This window comes from Eggerthella sp. BIOML-A4 (assembly GCF_009875575.1).
Taxonomy (GTDB): Bacteria; Actinomycetota; Coriobacteriia; order Coriobacteriales; family Eggerthellaceae; genus Eggerthella; species Eggerthella lenta.
This window is the reverse complement of sequence record NZ_WWRX01000002.1, coordinates 183,801-205,179: the sequence shown is the minus strand read 5'-3', so window position 1 is coordinate 205,179 and position 21,379 is coordinate 183,801. Positions and strand designations below refer to the sequence as shown.

Here is a 21,379-nt window from a genome sequence, read left to right as displayed (position 1 = left end):
GTGCCGTCCTTGCGAAACGAAGAGACCCCCTTCGCGCGCCGTAAAGGGCGAAGGGGGTCTCGCTACGGCTGCGACCGTTCGGCCGCTGCCGCGAAATGCTTCGGATACCTCCCGAGCTGCTATTCAGCGGCCTCGGCGGTCTCCTCGGCGGGAGCCTCGACGACTTCCTCGATCGTCTCCTCGACAACCTCGGCCTCGGCAGGAGCGACCTCGTCGTCCGCGCCGCCGACGAACAGCTTCACCGTCGTCTTGATGTCGCGGTACAGCGAGATGGTCACCTCGTGCTGGCCGGCCGTCTTGATGGCGTGGCCCAGCTCGATGCGGCGACGATCGACGTCGACGTCCGTCGCGGCCTTGATGGCATCGGCGATCATCTGAGCGGTAACGGAACCGAACAGCTGACCCTCTTCGCCCACCTTGGCTTCGACCTTGACGAGCGCGCCGTCGAGCGTTTCCTTGATCTTGCCGGCGTCGGCAAGGCGGTTCTCTTCGCGCTTGGCGATGTTGTGCTTGCGCTGCTCGAGCTGCTTCAGGTTGCCCTTCGTAGCGAGGATGGCAACCTTCTGCGGGAGCAGGTAGTTGTTGGCAAAACCGGGGGCCACGTCCACGACGTCGCCTTCACCGCCCTTGCCCTTCAATTCTTGGAGCAGGATGACTTTCATGGTTCCTCCTTGCGCCTAGCGGCTGCGACGGTCGCCGCGACCGCTGATGGCGGGCACCGCGTAGGGCATCAAAGCCATCTCGCGGGCGCGCTTCACGGCGTTCGCGATGTCGCGCTGATGCTGGGTGCAGGCACCCGTCACGCGGCGCGGCTTGATCTTTCCGCGATCGGTAACGTACTTGCGCAGCATTTGCGTGTCTTTGTAGTCGATGTACTGCGTGTCCTCTTTGCAGAACTGGCAGAACTTGCGACGCGGCTGCTTCGCGTAATCGGACATTTCTAACCTCTTTCGTTTCGCTTAAAACGGGATATCTTCGTCATAAACCGAAGAAGAGGCATCAACCACCGGCGCGGCAACCACGGGGGCTGCTGCGGGAGCGGAATAACCGCCGCCCATACCGCCACCGTACGACGACGAATCGCTGTTACGGCTCGACATGAATTCAAGCTCGTCGACGATCACTTCGATCTTGCTGCGCTTCTGGCCTTCGCGCTCCCACTGGCTCCAGCGGAGCTTGCCCTCGATGGCCACTTTGGTGCCCTTGCCGAGGTAGCGCGAGAGGCTTTCGGCGCGCGCGCCGAACATCGTGCAGTCGATGAAGTTCGGATAATCCTCCCACTCGCCCGTCTGCTGGTTCTTGCGGCGGTCGTTGACCGCCACGCCGAAGCCCAGCACGGGAAGCCCGCTCGCGGTGGAGCGAAGCTCGGGATCGCGAGTAAGGTTTCCGCTGATGATAACTCGGTTGATGCTCATGTGTGTCTACCTCTTCTCATGCCGGACGCTGGGTGGTGCCCAGGTCCCCGCTCGTCTCCTAGTCGCGGTCCGTGCGCTTGACGATCATGTGGCGCTCCACAGCGTCGGTGATGCGCAGAACACGATCGAGTTCGGCAACGTCAGCGGGATCGGCGTGGAAATCGATGAGAGTGTAGTCACCATCGGTCAATCCGTTGATCTCGTAAGCGAGTTTACGCTTGCCCCAGTTGTCGACGTTGTCAACCGTGCCTTTGCCCTCAGCGATCGTGGTGTCGATACGCTTCATAACGGCTGCGCGGGTTTCCTCGTCGATAGACGGAGCGACAAAAAACAGCAATTCATAAGCCTTCATCAGCTCACCTCCTTTGGTCTTTACGGCCCCGGTGCTGAGAAGGCAAGATTGCCGGGGCAGGATTAGCCCGACTATTCTAGCAAACAGGGGCCGAAACGACCAACACAATCTTCCCGATCATCGTTTCAGCATGGTTTCGCCATACTTACCATGTTCCAGCAACGTGCCGAACATCTTGCATACATGATACCAAGCTCATCTCACGTTTATATGGCGCAGATCCAGCGCGCAGCCTCCTCAACCTTGCCCGTTTCTCACACCGATCTCACGCGGATTCCACGTTTCTTGCCACGTTTTCCAACGCGGATTACCCGCCGTTTGCCATCTTTTCCAGCGCGAATCCAACGCTGCGGGAGAGTCGACGATCTGAATCAGCGCGGTGAAGACCAACGACGCAGGTGGGGAGCTTGCGACACAAGCGACGATGGGATGGTCGCGGGTTGTGGAAAACCCCGCTGCAGCTGCACGCGCAGCTGCAGCGGGCGGCGCTTTCGCCGCAGTGGAAACCATTTGGCGCTTCGCGGACGCGAAACGCCGGCGGTCTCCCGACACCCGAGACAGCGCCCCCACCAGGTGAGGTAGCATCCCCGCCAGGTGAGGTAGCGCCCCCGACAGCTGAAGCGGCGTCCCCGAAAGCTGAGGCGGCGTCCCCGAAAGCTGAGGCGGCGTCCCTGGCGGCCGAAGAAGCCGCACATGCGAATCGGCCGCACCTTTGCAGGATGCGGCCGATTCGGAGAAACTTGCGTTTGTGCGAATGTTTCACGTGAAACATTCGTTCGGATGGGCGAGGCTACTCCTCGTCGTCCACCGCATCCTCTTCGAGGTACTTCTCGTCGATATCCTCTTCGGCGTACGAATCGGCGTCGTTCAGCGCGATCATGAAGTTCGGCGCCTCGCCCACATAGGCAGGCTCTTCCTCGAACGTCACGTTGCCCTCTTCGTCCATTTCGTAGAGGTAGCTCACCGCGTAGCCGGTATCTTCGCCCGGTACGCCGCCCTCGGCGATGAGCGCGTCCTTCACGCCGTCGTCGATTTCGATGTAGCCGTCGTAGCACAGCGCGTACGCCGCGGCGCCGCGAGCATGCTCCACCGTATGACGAGCCAGGTTGAAGCATTCCTCGGCCGAGTCGGCAGGATGGTTCTCGATGAACAGGTTCTCCTTCACCACCAGTGCCGTGAACGGCACAACGTCGGAACCCTGCGTCATCTTTTCCTTGGCTTCATCGAGCGAGAACAGGAGCACTTTCTCCAGAATCTCGGGGATCTCGGGAACTTCCACGTCAGAGCTCTCAACTTCGCGATCGGCCATAGCCTTGTCCTTTCAAAAGAGGTACTTCGTTGCCAACCAGTGTAGAGCTTGCAGCCGCAGCTTCGCCTCGCGCCCCAAGCTATTTCGGCGTATCTGCAGAATTTGGCCGCGCGAACCTGCAAGCACGATGCGCACGCGGGACGCAAGAGGCGCGTCCGCTCAACTTCGTCGGCGCCGAGATCGAGCGTCACGCGGCTGCAAACGTTTCGCCAGCGCTGGTTTTCGGGCTGGTTCTGCAAGTTTTTCGACTTCGTGGCAAACCGTTTGCAAGCACCGGTTTTCTCACCAGGCGTTTTGCGTCGGCATCGGGAAGGAGCGACTGGGCGTTGCGAAGCGTCGAGGACAAAACCCCTGGTCGTGAATGATGGCTTATGCCACGAAGTCGAAAAACTTGCACGGGCCGCCCTATTTGCTGCTGACGCGACTTTCGATTGCTGCTACCCGTGCCAAACCTTCTCGACCGTAGCGTTCGGCTCGCCAGCACAAATGTTTCACGTGAAACATCGGACAGAACGGAACGCAGGGGGATGGGATCCGCCGTTGAACCGCAACCGACACGACCGCTCCCCGCCGAGCTCTGAGCTGAGCCGCGCCGATGTCGGCGCGACGGCTACCGACCGTCAGAACCGCGCGGGCGCTGCGGAAGGCGTGGACTTCGCAGGCTGGGGCGGCTTGCATGGACGAGCCCCCGGCTTCGGGAGAAGCCGGGGGCTCGGACGATGGCGCATATGCGCGGCGATTAAACCCGTCTGCGATATTTAGCGGCAGCAGCACTCGTGGGCTTTGCGACCCTTCTTCTTGCCATTGATGCCCTTGTCCTTCATCGAGAGGATGAGCTTCTCGGTGATGGCGTTCAGCTGGGCGATCTCCTCCTCAGACAGGCATCCGATGATGTCGTCAGCCGTCTTGTCGTTCGCGGCGACGCGCTTTTGAGCGACCTCGCGACCCTCGTCGGTGAGCTTCACGGCGTAGGTACGCTCGCCTTCGGCGTCCTCGATGGTGACGTAGCCGTTGCGCTCGGCCTTCTTCACGATATCCTTGAGCTCGCTGCGGTTGAGACCGAGAATCTTCACCAGCTCGCGCTGAGTGGTGCCGTCGTTGTCGACGAGCGCGTTCAGCAGCGCGCCCTGGCCGCGCTTGTAGCTTTTCGGGCCGTTCTTGTGAAAGGCGAGGCGGACGAGCTTGCTGGCCTTCTTGAGCTGCGCGAGGGTCTGGGATGCCTGGTTCATGGAGGGTCCTTCTCTCTTATTTCTGTCTCTCTCGGGCAACTATAGAACTCGCCGCACGCCAGAGGTCGATTACCCACAAATATTCACTGAATAATTATCTTTCCAGTTGAATGACCTTATTTGCATTATTCGAGAATAATACTCAGTCGGTTTACCATCAAGGCGCCCCTATCAAACAAAAAAGCGCCCGAAGGCGCTTGTTTGATGAAACTGGCGGAAGGGCAGGGATTTGAACCCTGGTCACCGGGGTCGCCGGTGAAACGGTTTTCGAGACCGCCGCATTCAGCCGCTCTGCCACCCTTCCGCGTATGATCGGGGCAAAACCCCGTATGAAACGCGCCTCGGGGGCGCGGGAGTAATCTGGCGGAGAGATAGGGATTCGAACCCTAGGTACTCTTTTGGAGCACACACGATTTCCAATCGTGCACCTTCGGCCAGCTCGGTCATCTCTCCGCTTATTGGTCGAGCATGCTCGCGCGTTGCGCGGTCATGCAGCAGCTACGTAGTATACAACAGCTAATACGCACTCACAAGCGAGAAATATTCCTCTTCACGAGCATCATCGAAATTTTCGTCTGCTTGCACACAGGGCGAGGCGGATTTCGCACTCGACGCGCAGGGTATAGAAGATGTCGACGCAGCGTCAACAACGGATCGCGGAAGCGTGCTATGCGGTACGGCTGATCGCGGAGACGTCGTGGGGGATGCGGCGGAATGAGAAGTATGCGTGGCCGGCTCCGTGGAACGTCCGGCGATCATGCGCTGCACGTGCAAAGGAACGTCGAACAGCTCGCTCATCACGCCATCCGTCAAGAGCCGGCCTTTCGACCCGTCGGCGAACACCGTACCGTTTTTCAATAGCACGACGCGCTTGATCTCGGGGATAATATCCTCGGGATAGTGCGTGACCAGCACGATTCCCTTTCCCGCTTTCGCAAGCGTGCGCATACTCGACCGAACGTAATACATACCTTCGGGATCAAGTCCGGTGCACGGCTCGTCGAACACAAGAACTTCGGGGTCGTGCACGAGCGCACGAGCTATGAGCACTCGTCGCGCCTGGCCGGTGGACAGCGTCATGATGTCGCGTGCCGCCAACTCGTCAACACCCAGCAGCTCCATAACCTCACGAGCTCGCTCACGGGCTTCGTGCAAGTGCTGGGCGTCGACCCGCGCCGGGACGCCCAGCATTCCGTACAACCCTCCGGCCACCACGTCCACCGTAGGCAGATGTACGGAAATCTGATCCTGCATCGTCGACGAGACGACGCCCAAGCTCCGCTTCACGTCCGCAAGGGTCGCACGCTCGCTGCCGCGAAACCGAACCGGCGGCACTTCCCGGTGCAAGGGAAGCATCTCGCGCGTGATCAGCTTTACAAACGTAGATTTTCCCGACCCGTTCGGACCCAGCAACGCAAGATGCTCGCCTTCCTCCAGTCGAAACGAGTCGACCGTCAGAATAGGCGCGCCCGCACGCTGCACGACCGCGTTGTGCAGTTCGAGGAAGGGAGGCGTTTGGATATCCATGGTTCTCCTAAGGGGCCGCGGATGTTTCACGTGAAACATCCGGTCGGGACGGGCGATCCACAAGCAACCGAGGCTGGCAAGCAACCCGGTGAGCCGTCAAACAAACAAACTCGCAGCCACGCCAGAAACGAAACGGCGGGGTCCCGAAGGACGCCCGCCGTGTCGAACTCAGATGAACCAACCTTCCCGAAGCTTAGGCGGCTTCCGCAGGCTGCTCGGAGGCGTTGTCGCCCGCGGCGGCATCGGCATTGCCCTCGGAGGAATCGGCGCCATCGGTCGCGGCCTGATCCTCGGAAGCGGGAGCGTCGGTACCGTCGGCAGAAGCACCGTCGGCAGCCTCACCGCCTTCGGCACCGTCCTTCGAACCTTCCTGAGTTCCGTCGGTTGCGCCGCTATCGGCGTTCGGCGCAGGATACTTGGACATATCGACATCATAGGGAAGACCCTGAGGCATGTCGTTGATCTTGATGTCGGCAGCCTCGGTGGTTTCGTCAAGCCACTTCTTGTAGGCTTCCTGCTGCTTCGTGGACTTCAGCGACGAAGCGATGACGGATATCCACTCTTCCGGGATCTGATCGAGGCTCGTCACTTCTTCAGGAGCCTTGTACACATCGGTGCACTTGATGATATGGATGCCGAACTGTGTGGTAACGAGACCGCTCAACTGGCCTTTCTCAAGCGGCTCGAGGCCGTCCTTGTACTCTTTCGCCAGGTTGCTGGGGTTGTTCCAACCCACATCGCCATCGCGCTCGACAGAACCCGGATCCTGCGAGTATTCCTTCACCGCATCGACGAAGTCAAGCTCGCCGGAGTTGAGCTTGTCGAGCACTTCCTGAGCAGTTGCTTCATCATCGGAATTGAACAGGATATGAGAGGAACGCTTGGAACCGTCGTACGCGGTCGCGTACATCTGGGCGTACTGCAGCATGTCAGCGTCGCTGGGATCTTCGTCGGAGGCGAACGATGCGTACAGCTTGTTCTCCTTGAGCTTCTGCTCTATTTCAGCGCGATAGCTATCTTCGGTCATTCCCGCCTGATCGAGCGCGGCCTGCCACTTCTCGTCGGTGTCGTAGTTCGCCTTCACCTTGTCGATCTGCTCGTCAATCTCGGAGCTCTCGACGGTGATGCCCTTCTCCTCGACGCCTTCCTTCAGCAACTCACGCTGGGCGTAGGAATTGAACACTTCTTCACGCACGGAAGCAGGGGTGTAATCGTTCTGAGAAAGCCATGTGCCCCACGAATCTTCATCGTCAGCACCCAGCTGCTCGCGCACGCCCTGGATGTAGTTGGTGATGGTGTCTTCGGCGATTTCCACACCGTTGACCGTGCCCGCCACACCGCCGGTGCCCGACGAAGCGTTGTCATCGCTCGAGCATCCGGCCAGACCCCATGCGCATGCCGCCGTCAAACCGACCGCGCACACGGTCTTCATGATGTACGTTTTCTTCATATGACCCTTCCCTCGAACATGGGCTTCGCCATCGCACCGCCTACTGGATCGCCCATGAGATAAGTACTGCGCTGTATTCTCGCACACGCGATAAAACGGGTTCTTGCGTTGCACAATATACCCATTATCGATTCACAGTCCCCACGCCAGGTTTAGGGATATACCCGCCTGTTCGCGCGAGCTGAAGCCTTATTTCCCTCTTGTAAGAATGCGCCCTGATCAGGGCGCATTCTTACATAGTGATAGATTATTTCTTGGCAGCCTTCTTGCGATCGGTGGCCGACAGCATCCGCTTGCGTAGGCGGATGTTCTGCGGGGTGACTTCCACCAGCTCGTCATCCTCGATGTACTCCAACGCCTCTTCCAGCGTGAACGTGATGGGCGGCGTGAGCGAGATAGCCTTGTCGGCGCCCGACGAACGCTGGTTGCCCAACTGCTTCGACTTGGCGATGTTGACCACCATGTCGCCTTCCTTCGACGACTCGCCCACGATCATGCCTTCGTAGCATTCCTGGCCGGGACCCACGAACAGGCGGCCGCGCTCCTGCAGCGCATCCAGAGCGTACGCGACGCTCTTCTCGGTGGACATGGAGATCATCGAGCCGTTCTTGCGCCCGTTCATCTCGCCGCGATACGGGCCGTACTCGGAGAAATGATGGAACATCGTGGCTTCGCCACGCGTGACGTTCAGCAGACGGGTGCGCAATCCCATCGTGCCGCGCGACGGAATCTTGAACACGAGGTGCGTCTGGTCGCCGCGCTGGTACATGTCGGACATCTCGCCGCCGGCGCTGCCGAACACCTCGATGGCCTTGCCTGCGTACTCGCTGGGCACGTCCACCGTGGCCTCCTCGATGGGTTCCAGCTTGCGGCCGGACTCGTCCTTCTTGATGAGCACGCGCGGGCGACCTACCTGGAACTCGAATCCTTCGCGGCGCATCGTCTCCATGAGAACCGACAGGTGCAGCAGGCCGCGGCCGGCAACCTCAACGCCCGACTTGTCCTCAAGCTCCTCGATGCGCATGGAGATGTTGCTCTCCTTCTCGCGCATCAGGCGCTCCTTGAGCTGGCGCGCTCCCACGATGTCGCCCTCGCGGCCGACGAGCGGGCTGGACGATGCCTCGAACACGATGGCCATCGTGGGCTCTTCCACTTGGATGGGATCGAAGCGCACGGGGTTCTCGCGACTGGTCACCATGTCGCCGATGTCAGCGTCTTCCACGCCCACCACGGCCACGATGTCGCCGGCGTGCACCTCCTGCTGCTCCTTCTTGCCCAGCGCCTCGAACGTGAACACCTGCTTGATGTTGGTGTTGTAGCGCGTGCCGTCGTTCTTGATGACCAGCGAGGGCTCGCCTTTATGGATGGTGCCGGAGAACAGGCGCCCCACGCCGATGCGGCCGACGAAGCTGGAATGGTCGACGGTGCAGATCTGCAGCGCCACCGGGCCGTTCGGCTCGCAGTCGGGAGCCGGGATCTCCTTGAGGATGGTTTCCAGCAGCGGGATCATGTCCATGTTGTCGTCGTCGGGCGCGAAACGGGCGTAGCCGTTCATGGCACTGGCGTAGACGACGGGGAAGTCCAGCTGCGCGTCGGATGCTTCGAGCTCCACCATGAGGTCGAACACCTCGTCCACCACTTCGTTGGGGCGCGCGCCCGGACGGTCGATCTTGTTCACCACTAGGATGATGCGCAGGCCCTGTTCAAGCGCGTGGCGCAGCACGAAACGGGTCTGCGGCATGGGGCCTTCGAACGCGTCCACGATGAGCAGGGCGCCGTCGGCCATGTTCAGCACGCGCTCCACCTCGCCGCCGAAGTCGGCGTGGCCCGGCGTGTCGATGACGTTGATCTTCACGTCGTTGTACACGACCGAGATGTTCTTGGACAGGATGGTAATGCCGCGCTCGCGCTCCTGGTCGTTGCTGTCCAGCACGCGCTCGTCAACCTGCTGGTTCTCGCGGAACACGCCGCTGGCGTACAGCAGGCGGTCGACGATGGTGGTCTTGCCGTGGTCAACGTGCGCGATAATGGCGACGTTGCGGATGTTCTCTTGCTTCATGCCTTTCTTCTTCTTTCTATTCAAGCCATGCCTAAATCGGCGCGGCGATGATCCTTGCGATGGGGCCTGCGGCGGGTACCGCTCCCGCAGAGGACGATTGTCGCCCGAAAGGTGCGTTTTCCGCTTGAATTCCGCACGTTTCGGGCGACAAGGCAGGCGCTGCCGGGCGATCGGGACGATAAGGAGAGACGACCGCCGGCGAAGTACGGCGGCTACACGTCGTCCAACTCCTCGGCGAGGCGGCGCTCTTCCTTGTTGAGCTCGGCGATATGTTCGTTGAGCGTGGCGATGGTTCTCTGGGACGACACGACCTGCACGATGCCCCACACAGCGGCGGCACTTGCAATGGCGGCAACGATACCGAACAGGCCGAACGGCCGGCGGCCGGCTATCAGCGCCACGATGCCGCCGATAGCGGTCATGGCAATGCCGTTACGACGCTCGTCAAGCGCCACATCGCGCTGCTTAACCAGCTGCGTGCGTGCGGCGGCTACGCCGGCCATGCGCGCCTCAACCTGGTTGGACGACGTGTAGCTGCGGGCGCGCTCGGCAGCGGCGCGCGGATCGCGAGCGGAGGTGCGCGAGCCTTTTCCGCTGGTCAGGTAGTCGTATGCTTCTTGGAGGTTCTTGAACTGCTCAGTCGCGCGATCTTGGAGCTTCTTGTTGCTGGCGAACCGGTCGGGATGCAGGATCTGCACCGTTTCCTTGTAGGCGGTTTTCACATCTTCGGGCGTGGCATCATCGTCCAGTCCTAAAATGCGCAGTGCTTCCGTTCGATTCATAGCTCCCCATGTGCCGGTTTCGCGGTTGGTATCCGAAGCAGGATTCTACCATGCCACCTGCACGATCGCGATGTTTCCGGCTTGCGCTCACAGAATGCACGTGGGAAAAGAGCGCAGCGCGAAACCGCGGGAGGCTGTGTTTCACGTGAAACACTTGTCACAATGACTCATGATAAACGAACAAATGTTTCACGTGAAACATCTTCGGTAAAGAGAAGTCCCTTCGACAGCGAGCTCATAAGTTCGCGAGTCGGAACCGGGCGACGGAGTTCTCCGACCGGGTACGCACAGTGTTATCTGAGAGTTGAACGCGCGCGGCAGGGCTCTCAACCGATCATGACCAGAAGCAACGAACCCCTGCCTCTCGGCGGGGGTTCGGATGAATAACGTATGGTGGAGCATAGGGGGATCGAACCCCTGACCTCAGGCTTGCAAAGCCCGCGCTCTCCCAGCTGAGCTAATGCCCCAAGTTGCACATTCTTTGGCTAGTCGCGAACTGCATAAAACCGCGTCTAGAAATTAATAAACGCTCCACCGGCTAACTCGGCTCACGGTGGAGCGTTTATTGCAAAAAATGGTGGGCCCGAATGGATTTGAACCAGCGACCTCACGCTTATCAGGCGTGCGCTCTAACCAACTGAGCTACGGGCCCAAAAAAAGTGCCTGATCACTATACGTCGAATCACTAAGTTCGGTCAAGCACTTTTTGAATATTTCTTACCAGTTTTTGAATATCCGGTAACGGCAGCGTTTTTTCCAACTCGAGAGCCGTGCACTCGGGTGCGCATTCCGATGCATGGTACGCTAAGACCAAGCACCGAGCTTGGCATCGGAAGAGGAACGCTTCATTGAACATCAAACAGATCAAGTACTTCGTCAGCGTCGCGAATCGCGGCAGCCTGTCCTCGGCCGCTCGCGAGCACGGCATTTCCGTGCAGGCAGTGTCGAAGTCGATGGCAGACCTCGAATTCGAATTCGGAGAGAACTTGTTCGATCGCAGCCATCAAGGCATCGAACTCACGCCCCTCGGCGAGGCGTTCCTGGAAAAGGCCGCCGAAGTCGATTCGTCGTTTCGAGAGTTGGAGCTGATAAGCGAGTCCTGTGACGAAAAACCCGTCAAACTCCGGCTGTTCCTCGTCGCACCGGCGTTCTGCAACAACGCGAAAGCCCGCGCTAATATGGCTGCGTTCTTCGACAAGCACCTGAACGCCCGAACCGAAACATCCATCGGAACAGGAGAAGCCGGCCTTGACGCCCTTCGCGCGGGGTCATGCGATGCGCTCATCACCATAGGGCCGCTCGACCGCCCCGGCTTCGATTGCTTCCCCATGGGAACAGTTCCCGCAGGAATCTGCATGGCTGCGAATCACCCTCTGGCCCGCCAAAACGCCGTATCCCTCGAACAGCTGGAGCCCTACCGCGTGATATCTTCGCGCACGTTCGACCATTTCAACGAATCCATCTTGGTCATGTACCGCGAAGACGGGCTGAAATCGCCGATTGTCGAACCGCTCGCGTTTGACGCGCCGCGCCAGTTCTACGTCAAGCACGCGGTGTGCTTCATGGTGAACATCGCCCCGCTTGGCGAGACGCTTCCCCGCAGCCGGATGGTTCCCCTCGCAAGCGAAGATGCGAAGGCAATCCCTCTTTGCCTCATCACGCTCAAGGAGCAAAATCGCCCGCGTACCGAAGCATGGAGCAGCTGCTGAAGGCTCGCGTGAAAACACGACCGTCCGTATCTTGAAACCGAAACGCCACGGCGATGCGACCGGCGACCCTGCCGAAGCGCTATAATCGGTAGGCCGGCCGCGCGCGACGCGACGCAAGAAACCCGAGGAGGAGTGCCGATGATTCCCGTTACCGTTCAAACGCTGATCGTCTCGGCGGCGCCGTCGCCGTCCATCATCGTGCTGCAACCGGTAGAGGAGATCGTCCAAGAAGGAAAGTCGCGCATCATCCCCATCTGGGTGGGCGTGAACGAAGCGACGCAAATGGGCATCGCGCTGGAAAAAGCGCGGTTCTCGCGGCCGATGACGCACGACCTGTTCCTCGACGCGCTGACGAACCTCGACGCGCAGATCGACCACGTGGTCATCAACGACGTGCAGGGTGCGACGTTCTTCGCGCGGCTCACGCTGCGCCAGCACGACCGCCTCATCGACCTCGACGCGCGCCCGAGCGACGCGTTGGCGCTGGCCGTGCGGCAGAAAGCTCCCATCTATATCGAGGAGGATGTGCTGGAGCGTGCTTCGTTCCCCTATGTGCTGAGGCGGACGGAACCGGAAGCGAGCGAAGCCGAACTGTCCGAGTTCAAAAAGTTTCTCGAAGGTCTCGCCCCGGAAGATTTCGAGGGCTGACCGATTCAGCCGGCGGAAAGCTTTCCGCCGCCTACCACAGTGCCGTCAAGGCATCGATGACGGCCTGAACGATCCCATGCGTCAAGCCCCCGTCGTCGGCCAGCGCCAGCCCCATAATCGCCGACAGGCTGACGGCGCCCGGTTCTTTCGGACGGCCCGTTGCGCTGGGCTTCTTCAACACGAACATCGACGGCTTCGCGTACGACACGGCCGGAGTCTCCACGGCATCCGGAGGCGTTTCGAGCCGAGGCTCGGGCCGCCGCTCCTGAGCGCGCCGCCGCCATCCTCCGCGTGCGAACGTTACCAGCAGGAACCCGGCGCGCAGCCACTCGTCCACGCACATGGCCACCCACATGCCCACGATGCCCCAGCCTAAGCCGATTCCCAGCGCATAGCCGCCTGCCACCGCGAATATCCACGACGAGATGACGTTCACCGTCACCGGGGTCTTCACGTCGCCCACCGCGATGAGCGCCTTTACCATCACGATGTTGAGCGCACGCCCGATACCCAGGAATATCTCCACAAGCAGCACCTGGCGACCCAGCTCGTGCACCATCGGATCGGCGGTGAACAGGCCGAACACCGCGTCGGCGTTGATCCAGATGAGCGTGGACACGCAGGTGGTCAGCGCCACGGCGATGAGATCGGCCACCCACACGCGCCGCGCGACCGCATCGAACTTGCCCGCGCCGAACAGATACCCCAGCACGATCTGCGTCGCCTGCGACAACGCGATGGAATACAGGTAGGCGATGCCCGCGATCATCGAGCAGTACACCTTCACGGTGACCACCGTGGTGCCCAGCACGTTGATGAACGACAGGATGACGATCTGTGCGAGGTCGTAGTTCATCTGCTCGCCCGACGAGGGGATGCCCACGCCCAGCATGCGCCGAAGCGTCTTCCAGGGGAACGGGCGCAGGTACGCCAGGCGCATGCGCACATCGGTATGGCGCAGCACGAGGCGGCATGCCACCGCGAGGCCTGCGACGCGCGCCACCACGTTCGCTACCGCCGCGCCTTCCACCCCGAACGCCGGGACGAACGCGACGCCGCCGATGAGCACGGCGCTGGCTGCGATGTTCACCGCGTTCATCGCCAGGCTGGCGCGCATCACGTCGGCGCCGCGCGCGTAGCTGCGCAGCAAAGCCGTGAACGCGAAGAACGCGCCTTGCACCACCGTGGTGGAGCCGACGATCAGCAGGAACGACGACGCCATTCCCGTGATGGACCCGTCGATGTGCAGCCAGGAGAAGAACTGCGGCCAAAAGAGGAACAGCACCGCGGTCATGGCCGCCGCGAGCGCTACGTTCACCACGAGGGCCACAGTGGCGATCTCCGACACCTTGCTGGTCGCCGACGATTTCCCCAGCACGCGGGTCACGAGCACGGTGGAAGCCGTGCCCATGGCCGACAGCGCGATGGTCACGATGTTGAGGATCTGCAGCGCGTTTCCCACCGCGGCGGCCGGCTCGGTTCCCAGCGGCGCCAGCATAAATTGGTTGATGTTCCCGATCATAATTTGCATGAACAGTTCCACGAACAGCGGGACGGAAAGCACGAACACGTCGCCGGCTGTGGTTTTCTCCGCCGGAGAACGCAGGGCGCGTTCGCGGCGCGTCGTTTGCGCGCGCTTCGCGGCTCCGCGCGCTTTCGACGACAGGCGCGCCGCTTGCGCGGCAGCTGCTCGATACATGGGTTTCCGTCCTCCTTTCGCATGAACGGCCGCGTTGGCGGCCGTCGATAACAGTCATGAGGCGTGCAGTATACGGCACGTCAACAACCCGCCAGGGGGCTGCGGGTTCCTTCATGTTTTTCGCATTCATGAGGCAGAGGGAAAGAAAATGTTTCACGTGAAACATCGCGAACGAAGAGAGCCGCAAGCGATAACGCGAAAGAGGCTGAATGTTTCACATGAAACATTCGGGCGCGTGACAGGTGCAGTGCGGGAGCGAATGTTTCACGTGAAACATTCGCTGGGTAGCAGCGCGGCGCGCCAAAAAGAGAACGCCCCGCTTCGCAGGATGCGAGGCGGGGCGTTCAAGGTTACGCTGGAGGCTGTTTTCTACTCTTCGTCGCCTTCCGCGTTCTCTGCTTCTTCGACGCTCTCGATCTCGGCGGTGCCTTCGGCGCCGTCTTCAAGCTCGTCGATGGCGTTCTCGTCCAGCTCCTCGCCTTCCACCTGCGCGCCGGAGGCTTTCTTCTTCTTGCCTCGGCTGGAGATGGCCACCGCGGTCACGCGGTCCTTGTCGGCCGTCTTCATCACGCACACGCCCTGCGTGGAGCGGCCGAGCTCGGAGATGCCCGACACCGGGGTGCGCACGCACACGCCTTCCTCGGACATGATCATGATCTCGTCGTCTTCGGCGACGATCTTCATGACGGCCAGCAGGCCCTTCTTCTCGGTCATCGTGATGGTGAACACGCCCTGGCCGCCGCGATGGTGCTCGGGGTACTCGGCGATGGGGGTGCGCTTGCCGTAGCCCTTCTCGGTGATGACGAACAGGTCGGTGTCGGGCTGCGCGATCTCCATGCCCAGCACCTTGGCGATGGGCGGCACGTTCATGCCGCGCACGCCCATGGTGTCGCGGCCCATGGCGCGCACTTCGCCCTCGTCCCACATGATGGCCTTGCCGGCGCTGGACACCATGAGCACCTTCTCGCCCGGAGCCACGCGCTTCACCGAGATGAGGCGGTCGTTGTCCTTCAGGCTGATGGCGATCAGGCCGTCGCGGCGCGTGCGGTCGTACAGGTCCATCGACGTCTTCTTCACCATGCCGTGCTCGGTGGCGAACATGAGATACTCGTCGGACGGGAAGTCCTTCGTCGCGATGACGGCCGAGATGGTCTCGCCCTTCTCAAGCGGCAGCAGGTTCACGATGGCCGTGCCGCGCGCATGGCGCGACGCCTCGGGAAGCTCGTACACCTTCAGGCGGTACACCTTGCCCTTCGTGGAGAAGAACAGCATGTAGGAGTGCGTGGATGCCACGAACAGGTGCTCCACGTAGTCGTTGTCCTTGAGGTTCACGCCCGACATGCCCTTGCCGCCGCGCTTCTGCTGGCGGTAGGTGGCCACGGGCAGGCGCTTCACGTAGCCGGCCTTCGTCATCGTGACGACCATGCTCTCCTCGGCGATGAGATCCTCGACGTCGAGGTCCTTCGCCGCCTCGGACAAGAGCGTGCGGCGCGGGCTGCCGAACTTCTTCTTCACCTCGAGCAGCTCTTCCTTGATGATCTCGTGCACCAGCTGGTCGTCGGAGAGCACGCGCTTGTAGTACGCGATCCTCTCCAGCAGCTCTTTCAGCTCGTCCTCGATCTTCTGATGCTCCAAGCCGGTGAGGCGGCGCAGGCGCATCTCGAGGATGGCGGCGGTCTGCTTGTCCGTCAAGGCGAAGCGCTCGGTCATGCGCTCGGCAGCTTCCTTGTCGGTCTGCGACGAGCGGATGATGTGGATGATCTCGTCGATGTTGTCCAGCGCGATGATCAAGCCTTCGAGGATATGCGCGCGCTCCTCGGCCTTCGCCAGCTCGTAGCGCGTACGGCGGACGATGACCTCTTCCTGGTGCGCGATGTAGTAGTGCAGCATCTCCTTCAGCGAAAGCACGCGCGGCGCGCCGTCCACCAGCGACAGCATGATCACGCCGAAGCCCACCTGCAGCTGCGTGTGCTTGTACAGCTTGTTCAGCACCACCTGCGGGATGGCGTCCTTCTTGAGGTCGATGATGATGTCGATGCCGTGGCGGTCGGCGCCGTCGTGGATGTTGCTGATCTCGGGCAGCTTCTTCTCGCGCACCAGCTCGCCCAGCTTTTCCAGCAGGCGCTGGCGGTTCACCTGGTAGGGGATCTCGGTGACCACGATGGAGCTGCGGCCGTTCTTGCCCTCTTCCACCTTGCACTTCGCGCGCACGGTCAGCGAGCCGCGGCCCGTCTCGTACGCGTCGCGGATGCCCTTCTTGCCCATGATTATGCCGCCAGTGGGGAAGTCCGGGCCGGGCAGCGCCTTCATCAGCTCTTCGGTGGTGACGTCGGGGTTGTCCAGCATGAGGCACGTGGCGTCGATGGTCTCGCCCAGGTTGTGCGGCGGGATGTTCGTGGCCATGCCCACGGCGATGCCCTGCGAGCCGTTCACCAGCAGGTTGGGGAAGCGCGCGGGAAGAACCGTGGGCTCTTCGAGGCTCTCGTCGTAGTTGGGCTGGAAGTCGACCGTTTCCTTGTCCAGGTCGCGCAGCAGCTCCATGGCCACCTTGTCCAGACGGGACTCGGTGTAACGCATGGCCGCCGCGCCGTCGCCGTCGATGGAGCCGAAGTTGCCGTGGCCGTCCACCAGCGGCACGCGCATCGAGAACGGCTGGGCCAAGCGCACCATCGTGTCGTACACGGCGTAGTCGCCGTGCGGGTGGTACTTGCCGATGACGTCGCCGACCGTACGGGCCGATTTCATGTGCGGGCGGTTCGGCGTGTAGCCGGACTCGTTCATGGCGTACAGGATGCGGCGGTGAACCGGCTTCAAGCCGTCGCGCACGTCCGGCAGGGCGCGCGAGACGATGACGCTCATGGCGTATTCCAGGAACGACGTCTGCATCTCCTTGCCGAGGTAGGCGGAGCGCACGATGGTGCCCTCGCCGCCGTTGGCGCCTTCGACGATGGAGCCGTGCGGGTTCGCGATCGACGACATGTCGATCAGCGAGCGCGCCTTGTTCTCCTCGGACACGAACGCGCCGGGGCGCGACTCGTCCTCACCGCCCTCGACGTCGTTCAGCACGTCGTCTTCGTCGCCGGCCTCGGCCGCTTCGATGTCGCCCGCGTCGTAATCCTCTTCGGCGCGATTCAAGAACTCGTCGAAAGAATCGTTGTTGTCTGCCATAAATCTCCTACCTTACAGGTTGGCGTAGTAAGTCAGCGAGGTATTCCGGCGGTCGTCAGACCACCAGAACGCTAGATGTCCAGGAATCGGACGTCGCGCGCGTGCTTCTGGATGAACTCCTTGCGCGGCTCCACCTGGTCTCCCATGAGGTCGCTCACCACGCGCTCGGCCTCGGCGGCGTCGTCGATGCTCACCTGCAGAAGCGTGCGGGTAGCCGGCTCCATCGTGGTCTCCCACAGCTGATCCGGGTCCATCTCGCCCAGGCCCTTGTAGCGCTGCACGTCGAACTTGTTCGGATCGTCGTACTCGGCCAGCACCGAGCCCAGCGAGCTCTCGTCGTAGATGTAGCGCTCGATCTTCGGCGAGCGCGAGTTCTTCTTCTTGAGGCCGAAGATGGGCGGCTGTGCGATGTAGATGTAGCCGCGATTGATGAGCTCCGGCATGTAGCGGTAGAAGAACGTCAACAGCAGGATGCGGATATGCGCGCCGTCGACGTCGGCATCGGTCATGATGATGATACGGTGGTAGCGCGACTGGTCGGCGTCGAAGTCGTCGCCGATGTTCGTGCCGATAGCCGTGATCAGCGAGCTGATGGTGTCGCTGGAAAGCGAGCGGTGCAAGCCCGCGCGCTCAACGTTGAGGATCTTGCCGCGCAAGGGCAGGATAGCCTGCGTCTTGCGGTCGCGGGCCTGCTTGGCCGAGCCGCCTGCGGAATCGCCCTCTACGATGAACAGTTCGGAGTTCTCCGGGGTCTTGGACGAGCAGTCGGCCAGCTTGCCCGGCAGCGCGAACGAGTCCAGCACGCCCTTGCGGCGCGTCATCTCGCGCGCCTTGCGGGCGGCTTCGCGAGCCTTGAGCGCCTGGGTGGCCTTGCCGATGATGCGCTTGGCCGGGGTCGGATTCTCCTCGAGGTACTCGGCCAGGCCCTGGGTCACGGCGTTCTGCACCAGCGGACGGATCTCGGTGTTGCCCAGCTTCGTCTTCGTCTGGCCCTCGAACTGCGGGTCGTGCAGCTTCACGGACACGATGGCCGCGCAGCCCTCGCGCGTGTCGTCGCCGGAGAGGTTGGAATCCTTCTCTTTGAGGATGCCCTTCGAGCGGGCGTACTCGTTGATGGTGCGCGTGACGGCCTGCTTGAAGCCGTCGAGGTGCGTGCCGCCTTCGTGCGTGTTGATGTTGTTCGCGAACGCCATGACGGAGTTCGTGGAGTACGAGGTGGACCACTGCATGGCCACTTCAACGGTGCCGTCGTCGTTCTCGGCCTCGAAGTAGATGGGCTTGTTCAGCGTTTCCTTGCCCTCGTTCAGGAACTTCACGAAGTCGACGATGCCGCCGGCGTACTGGAACACCTCGGTGCGCGGCTTGCCGTCGGCATCGGTGACGCGCTCGTCGTACAGCACGATCTTGAGGCCCTTGTTGAGGAACGCCATCTCGCGGAAGCGGTTCGCCAGAGTGTCGAAATCGTACACGGTGGTCTCGGTGAAGATCTCCGGGTCGGGCCAGAACGACACGGTCGTGCCGTTGCCGCGCTTCGTGGGGCCAACTTCGCGCAGCTTCTCGGACGTCTTGCCGTGGTCGAAGCCGATGAAGTACTCCTTGCCCTCCTTGCGCACCTGCACTTCCACGCGGGAAGACAGCGCGTTCACGACGGAGACGCCCACGCCGTGCAGGCCGCCGGACACCTTGTAGCCCTCGCCGCCGAACTTGCCGCCTGCGTGCAGGATGGTGAGCACCACCTCGACGGTGGGGATCTTCTCTTTCGGGTGCTTGTCGATCGGGATACCGCGCCCGTTGTCGTCGACCGAGATCGAGTTGTCCTGATGGATCCACACCTTGATCTCGTCGCAGTATCCGGCGAGCGCTTCGTCGACGGCGTTGTCGACGACCTCGTACACCAGGTGGTGCAGGCCGCGAGGACCCGTCGAGCCGATGTACATGCCCGGACGCTTGCGGACCGCCTCCAGGCCCTCGAGGACCTGAATGTCAGAACCGTCGTAATGGTCAGGTTTGTTTGCCACTGACATGCTCCTTTTATAGTGCGATGTGTGAGTGCAGCGCTGATTCGCGCTAACCTGAAAATTCTACCATAACCATGCCTTGATACCAATAAAATCCATCAAGTATGAAGGGTTTTAGAAGCCGTACGAGCCGCGATCTCGTATTCGATCATTATTTTTCGCATCGAACCGCTAAATGCGATTTTTATCGGCACGTATCGCCCTCTCGAGCGCCCTGCGGACCGTGGGACTTTCCACCGCCCCCACGCTGGCTTCGAGAGCAGCTTCCTCTTCGGGCGACAAAGGCGTGCGCGGGGTTTCCTCGCGACTCGCGCGCGCAGCGCGCTCGACGGCACCGTCCTCTTCCGCGCGGCGGAAGGGATGGTGAGCCTTCATTTCGAAGCGCGAAGGCAGGATCTTGAACGTCTCCACGTGCTCGCCTTGTTCTTTCAACTTCATCTTGAGGAACTCTTGGCGCGCATCGAGATCCGAGCGGATGAGGCTGTCGTCGGCGTACACCACCAGCTGCGCGCCCGTGCCCGTATGCGACGCCTTCGTCGTCGCGCCCTTCACCACCTCGTCGGCGGCCATGATGTACACGGCGTTCACGTGGTCGAGCACCATCTGCGCGGCATCCTTGTACACGGCCTCCACCGCGTTGCGCCACGCCACGTTCACGGCGGCGGCGCGCTGCGCCTTGCGCGACGCGTCGTCGCCGGCGGCCAGCGCGGCCATCAGCTCGTTGATGCTCTCGCCCAGCTTCCTCATGAGTCCCCCTCGATTCGCGCCGAAGGTTGTTCGGCCGGATCGGACGGCTGCCCGTCGCGCTCTTCGGCCTCCCCGCGCGCCGGTTGCGCGTCGATCGGCGAATGTTTCACGTGAAACATTCGATCCTCGTCAGGCATTTCGCCGGTTTTGCGCGGTTTCTCCAGCTCTACGATGCGAGCGCCGCCCAGCAGGTCGTCGTCGAAGTAGGCGAGGTTCGTCGTGGTGATGAACGTCTGGATGTCGCCCGAGATGAACGCCACCAGCGCGCGGCGGCGCGCGGCGTCCAGCTCGCTCATCACGTCGTCCAGCAGCAGCACCGGCTTTTGGCGCAAAATGTCCTGGATCAGCGTGGCCTCGGCCAGCTTGAACGCCAGCACCACCGAACGCTGCTGCCCCTGGCTGCCGAACAGGGCGGCGTTCTTGCCGTCGATGAAGAACTCGATGCGGTCGGCATGCGGGCCCACGAGCGCCCGCTTTCGCACGCGCTCCTCGCCGCCGCGGCGCGCAAGCGCATCCGCCAGCGCCTCGCGCGCCTCGTCGCGCCCGAACGTGCGCGTGGCGAACGAAAGGGGATCGTGCTCTTCCCACGAAGGGACGAAGCCCGCGTCCAGCCGCTCATGCCCGTCGGTGATCTCAGCGTAGTACGACGCCATCGAAGCCGCCAGCTTCTCGAACAGCGCGGCGCGGTAGCACGAAAGCTGCGCGCCGCACGTGACCAGCGTCTCGTTCATCGCCCCCACCAGCGCAGCCGGCGCCTCGTCCTTCAGCAGGCGGTTCTTGTGGCGCAGCACCTTCTCGTAATCGCGCCGGATGAGGTAGTGGTTGGCCGACAGCTGCGAGCCCAGCGCGTCCAGCGCGGCGCGGCGCACCGACATGGCCCCTTTCGCCAGCTCCAGGTCGTCGGGCGTGAACGTCACGGACGGTACGAGGCCCTTCAGGTCGGCTGTGCGCTTGGGCTTCCCGTTCAGCAGGTGCTTCTTCTTGCCCTCGGCCATCTGTACCGCCAGCTCAAGCTGACGGCTGCCGTCGGTGACGTCGGCCGTCAAGCGCGCGAAGGGAGCCCCGGCGCGCACCAATTGGTCGACGGGCGCATGTCGAAACGACGATTGCGCCGTCAGCAGGCCTATTCCCTCGACGACGTTCGTCTTCCCCGCGGCGTTCGGTCCCACGAGCACCGTGAGCGGACCGATGCCGTCGAGATCGAACGCCTCGTAGCTGCGGAAGTTCAGAAACGAGATATGGGCGATGGCCAGATCCACGATATGCC

Annotated in this window: 17 protein-coding genes and 4 tRNA genes; 2 read left to right on the top strand and 19 right to left on the bottom strand. The window is 61.9% G+C overall.

The genetic code is table 11. From position 1 onward, the window contains the following. Positions 1-119 precede the first annotated feature (119 nt). From rplI to GT613_RS02620, 14 genes are all read right to left on the bottom strand, one after another. A complete protein-coding gene (rplI, locus tag GT613_RS02685; protein ID WP_009305604.1) occupies positions 120-662 on the bottom strand; it encodes a 50S ribosomal protein L9 in 543 nt (180 codons plus the stop codon). Between the two features lie 15 nt (positions 663-677). After that, positions 678-938, bottom strand: coding sequence for a 30S ribosomal protein S18 (rpsR, locus tag GT613_RS02680; protein WP_009305603.1), 261 nt, complete (start codon positions 936-938; stop codon positions 678-680). Between the two features lie 21 nt (positions 939-959). Then, positions 960-1,415 carry a single-stranded DNA-binding protein gene (locus GT613_RS02675; protein WP_009305602.1) on the bottom strand — a complete coding sequence of 152 codons (456 nt, stop codon included), beginning with the start codon at positions 1,413-1,415 and terminating at the stop codon, positions 960-962. A 58-nt stretch (positions 1,416-1,473) separates the two neighbouring features. Then, positions 1,474-1,767 (bottom strand): 30S ribosomal protein S6, encoded by a 294-nt coding sequence (gene rpsF / locus GT613_RS02670; protein ID WP_009305601.1) that lies wholly within the window; start codon positions 1,765-1,767, stop codon positions 1,474-1,476. A 790-nt stretch (positions 1,768-2,557) separates the two neighbouring features. Beyond that, positions 2,558-3,076 (bottom strand): hypothetical protein, encoded by a 519-nt coding sequence (locus tag GT613_RS02665; protein WP_009305600.1) that lies wholly within the window; start codon positions 3,074-3,076, stop codon positions 2,558-2,560. 758 nt (positions 3,077-3,834) lie between these two features. Continuing rightward, positions 3,835-4,305, bottom strand: a complete 471-nt coding sequence (locus tag GT613_RS02660; RefSeq protein ID WP_009305599.1) for a MarR family winged helix-turn-helix transcriptional regulator — start codon at positions 4,303-4,305, stop codon at positions 3,835-3,837. A gap of 211 nt (positions 4,306-4,516) precedes the next feature. Then, positions 4,517-4,609 (bottom strand) — tRNA-Ser (locus tag GT613_RS02655). 57 nt (positions 4,610-4,666) lie between these two features. Then, positions 4,667-4,758: transfer RNA gene (locus GT613_RS02650), tRNA-Ser, on the bottom strand. 63 nt (positions 4,759-4,821) lie between these two features. Next, positions 4,822-5,832, bottom strand: coding sequence for an ABC transporter ATP-binding protein (locus GT613_RS02645; protein ID WP_009305598.1), 1,011 nt, complete (start codon positions 5,830-5,832; stop codon positions 4,822-4,824). A gap of 193 nt (positions 5,833-6,025) precedes the next feature. After that, positions 6,026-7,282, bottom strand: a complete 1,257-nt coding sequence (locus tag GT613_RS02640; protein WP_009305597.1) for a peptidylprolyl isomerase — start codon at positions 7,280-7,282, stop codon at positions 6,026-6,028. A 247-nt stretch (positions 7,283-7,529) separates the two neighbouring features. Continuing rightward, positions 7,530-9,341 carry a translational GTPase TypA gene (gene typA / locus GT613_RS02635; RefSeq protein WP_009305596.1) on the bottom strand — a complete coding sequence of 604 codons (1,812 nt, stop codon included), beginning with the start codon at positions 9,339-9,341 and terminating at the stop codon, positions 7,530-7,532. A gap of 212 nt (positions 9,342-9,553) precedes the next feature. Further along, on the bottom strand, positions 9,554-10,123 hold the full coding sequence (locus GT613_RS02630) for a J domain-containing protein (protein ID WP_009305595.1): 570 nt from the start codon (positions 10,121-10,123) through the stop codon (positions 9,554-9,556). A 391-nt stretch (positions 10,124-10,514) separates the two neighbouring features. Then, a tRNA-Ala gene (locus GT613_RS02625) sits at positions 10,515-10,590 on the bottom strand. A gap of 108 nt (positions 10,591-10,698) precedes the next feature. Continuing rightward, positions 10,699-10,775: transfer RNA gene (locus tag GT613_RS02620), tRNA-Ile, on the bottom strand. A 196-nt stretch (positions 10,776-10,971) separates the two neighbouring features. Here GT613_RS02620 and GT613_RS02615 point away from each other — a divergent pair. Together GT613_RS02615 and GT613_RS02610 are read left to right on the top strand one after the other, a co-directional pair. Further along, the gene (locus tag GT613_RS02615; protein ID WP_009608933.1) at positions 10,972-11,832 is read left to right on the top strand and encodes a LysR family transcriptional regulator; all 861 of its coding nucleotides are present in this window, start codon (positions 10,972-10,974) and stop codon (positions 11,830-11,832) included. Positions 11,833-11,970: 138 nt separating this feature from the next. Further along, a complete protein-coding gene (locus tag GT613_RS02610; protein WP_009608949.1) occupies positions 11,971-12,480 on the top strand; it encodes a bifunctional nuclease family protein in 510 nt (169 codons plus the stop codon). 31 nt (positions 12,481-12,511) lie between these two features. Here GT613_RS02610 and GT613_RS02605 read toward each other — a convergent pair whose 3' ends face one another. From GT613_RS02605 to GT613_RS02585, 5 genes are all read right to left on the bottom strand, one after another. Next, complete coding sequence (locus GT613_RS02605) at positions 12,512-14,179, bottom strand: MATE family efflux transporter (protein WP_009305592.1); 1,668 nt, start codon at positions 14,177-14,179, stop codon at positions 12,512-12,514. A gap of 369 nt (positions 14,180-14,548) precedes the next feature. After that, positions 14,549-17,347: a DNA gyrase subunit A gene (gene gyrA, locus GT613_RS02600; RefSeq protein ID WP_161172495.1), complete on the bottom strand. Its 2,799-nt coding sequence runs from the start codon at positions 17,345-17,347 to the stop codon at positions 14,549-14,551. 71 nt (positions 17,348-17,418) lie between these two features. Next, on the bottom strand, positions 17,419-19,371 hold the full coding sequence (gene gyrB / locus GT613_RS02595) for a DNA topoisomerase (ATP-hydrolyzing) subunit B (protein WP_157011223.1): 1,953 nt from the start codon (positions 19,369-19,371) through the stop codon (positions 17,419-17,421). A gap of 165 nt (positions 19,372-19,536) precedes the next feature. After that, a complete protein-coding gene (locus GT613_RS02590; RefSeq protein ID WP_009305589.1) occupies positions 19,537-20,112 on the bottom strand; it encodes a hypothetical protein in 576 nt (191 codons plus the stop codon). Beyond that, positions 20,109-21,371 (bottom strand): DNA replication/repair protein RecF, encoded by a 1,263-nt coding sequence (locus GT613_RS02585; protein WP_009305588.1) that lies wholly within the window; start codon positions 21,369-21,371, stop codon positions 20,109-20,111. Before GT613_RS02585 ends, GT613_RS02590 begins: the two co-directional genes overlap by 4 nt. Positions 21,372-21,379 lie beyond the last annotated feature (8 nt).

Coding starts and splice junctions, on each gene's coding strand:
- rplI (WP_009305604.1), bottom strand. CDS start 662: ATGAAAGTCATCCTGCTCCAAGAATTGAAGGGCAAGGGCGGTGAAGGC.
- GT613_RS02675 (WP_009305602.1), bottom strand. CDS start 1,415: ATGAGCATCAACCGAGTTATCATCAGCGGAAACCTTACTCGCGATCCC.
- typA (WP_009305596.1), bottom strand. CDS start 9,341: ATGAAGCAAGAGAACATCCGCAACGTCGCCATTATCGCGCACGTTGAC.
- rpsR (WP_009305603.1), bottom strand. CDS start 938: ATGTCCGATTACGCGAAGCAGCCGCGTCGCAAGTTCTGCCAGTTCTGC.
- GT613_RS02630 (WP_009305595.1), bottom strand. CDS start 10,123: ATGAATCGAACGGAAGCACTGCGCATTTTAGGACTGGACGATGATGCC.
- GT613_RS02640 (WP_009305597.1), bottom strand. CDS start 7,282: ATGAAGAAAACGTACATCATGAAGACCGTGTGCGCGGTCGGTTTGACG.
- rpsF (WP_009305601.1), bottom strand. CDS start 1,767: ATGAAGGCTTATGAATTGCTGTTTTTTGTCGCTCCGTCTATCGACGAG.
- GT613_RS02645 (WP_009305598.1), bottom strand. CDS start 5,832: ATGGATATCCAAACGCCTCCCTTCCTCGAACTGCACAACGCGGTCGTG.
- GT613_RS02590 (WP_009305589.1), bottom strand. CDS start 20,112: ATGAGGAAGCTGGGCGAGAGCATCAACGAGCTGATGGCCGCGCTGGCC.
- GT613_RS02605 (WP_009305592.1), bottom strand. CDS start 14,179: ATGTATCGAGCAGCTGCCGCGCAAGCGGCGCGCCTGTCGTCGAAAGCG.
- GT613_RS02660 (WP_009305599.1), bottom strand. CDS start 4,305: ATGAACCAGGCATCCCAGACCCTCGCGCAGCTCAAGAAGGCCAGCAAG.
- gyrB (WP_157011223.1), bottom strand. CDS start 19,371: ATGTCAGTGGCAAACAAACCTGACCATTACGACGGTTCTGACATTCAG.
- GT613_RS02665 (WP_009305600.1), bottom strand. CDS start 3,076: ATGGCCGATCGCGAAGTTGAGAGCTCTGACGTGGAAGTTCCCGAGATC.
- GT613_RS02610 (WP_009608949.1), top strand. CDS start 11,971: ATGATTCCCGTTACCGTTCAAACGCTGATCGTCTCGGCGGCGCCGTCG.
- gyrA (WP_161172495.1), bottom strand. CDS start 17,347: ATGGCAGACAACAACGATTCTTTCGACGAGTTCTTGAATCGCGCCGAA.